This window comes from Caballeronia sp. LZ003 (assembly GCF_031451465.1).
In the GTDB taxonomy this organism is placed as follows: domain Bacteria; phylum Pseudomonadota; class Gammaproteobacteria; order Burkholderiales; family Burkholderiaceae; genus Caballeronia.
Genome location: NZ_JARUXJ010000052.1, coordinates 1 through 1253, shown reverse-complemented (window position 1 = coordinate 1253; position 1253 = coordinate 1). Strand labels below are relative to the sequence as shown.

The 1253-nt window shown below is 57.5% G+C and carries 3 protein-coding genes; all 3 read right to left on the bottom strand.

All coding sequences use genetic code 11. The annotated features are described in order from the left end of the window. Positions 1 to 125 precede the first annotated feature (125 nt). Positions 126 to 488 carry a hypothetical protein gene (locus QCE79_RS32840; protein WP_309851608.1) on the bottom strand — a complete coding sequence of 121 codons (363 nt, stop codon included), beginning with the start codon at positions 486 to 488 and terminating at the stop codon, positions 126 to 128. Between the two features lie 26 nt (positions 489 to 514). Continuing rightward, positions 515 to 850: a hypothetical protein gene (locus QCE79_RS32835; protein ID WP_309851605.1), complete on the bottom strand. Its 336-nt coding sequence runs from the start codon at positions 848 to 850 to the stop codon at positions 515 to 517. 70 nt (positions 851 to 920) lie between these two features. Beyond that, positions 921 to 1253, bottom strand: a 333-nt coding sequence (locus tag QCE79_RS32830) for a hypothetical protein (protein WP_309851602.1), incomplete at its 5' end; no start/stop codon positions are given.

Here is a 1253-nt window from a genome sequence, read left to right as displayed (position 1 = left end):
TGATCTCGTCATGAATGACGCGAGCGCCGGCGACCGCCGCCTGGCGAAGCGTGCTTTCGCTCACCGCCTCGTCAAGCGAGCGCAACATCCCCGTCAACGCCTCCAGATTGTCGACACGAAAGTTTTTACTCACCTTCGATCACCTCACCGTTGCGCACGATCACGCGCTTCATGCCAGAGCGCGCGGCCGCCTCCAGATCGACACCCAACATGCTCGCTACGATCTCATGTGCGCTGCGCTTGCGCGGCTTGAGCGAATCTCGGCTCCATCCCGACCAAGGCGTGAACTGCGCGGCGCTCGCCACCGGCGCGTCTTGAGCACGACTCATGTTGTACAGCAGGCTCATCAAGGCGCCCACCCGCAGATCCTCAATGTGCTCACCCCAAGGCTCGCGCTCATACAGCGCAACCCAGTCCGCGAATTCAGCGCTGGACACCTCGAGCTTGGCGCGCCGCACTGACATGCCCAGCTTCATGGCGATGCGCATCCACATCAATTTCCGCGGGTCGGCCTTCAGTTTTTTGAGGCTTCCTCCTGCGCGTGCTGACCCAAACCATTCAGGCGCATCGCGATCTGCGATAGCTCCTCCAACAGCGGCGTGCGCGCTGCTTGCAGCGTGTCGATATCGTCTTCGCGAAAGACCGGAACCCCGTTCTCGTCAACAACGGTGGCCGCAATCAGTGCCGCTTCGAAGCCGCTGTTGCCGCCACTGTTCTTTACACTGTCGTACAGCGCGTCGCGCGCTGCGCCCGAAAGCTCGCGAAACCGTATCAAACTGCCACTCAGCGCCTTAACTGGTTCCTCGACAATCAGCGGCTCCAACGCCGCCAGCATTTGTTCTCTTTTCATTGATATCCTTTTCAGCTCTCGCTGTTCATGTGGTACACCGAAGGGACGTGCGGGGAGACTCAATCGATACTTACTTACGGAAGTTGATCTCGATGTCGCCCGTCACCTCAAGGTTGACCGAGCTCGATAGCATCTGGTCGACTTTCGCGGAAATCGGGAAATCTTTCACGTAGGCGTTAAAGTGAATCGACGTTCGCACTTTATCCTTCGAATCGTTTTTTTCATCAGGCAACGTGAGCCTGAAGTTAAGAAGCGTTCCGTCTTTTCTCGCATTGAACAAGTCTTGATGCGACCGCTCTGTCATATTGATGTGCAAGGCAACCGTTACCTGCCCCCAATCTGGCATGCCGCGCCTCTTCTCTCGCCCCTTGCTGTTTAGGCGCGTCACATCAACAAGATTCGC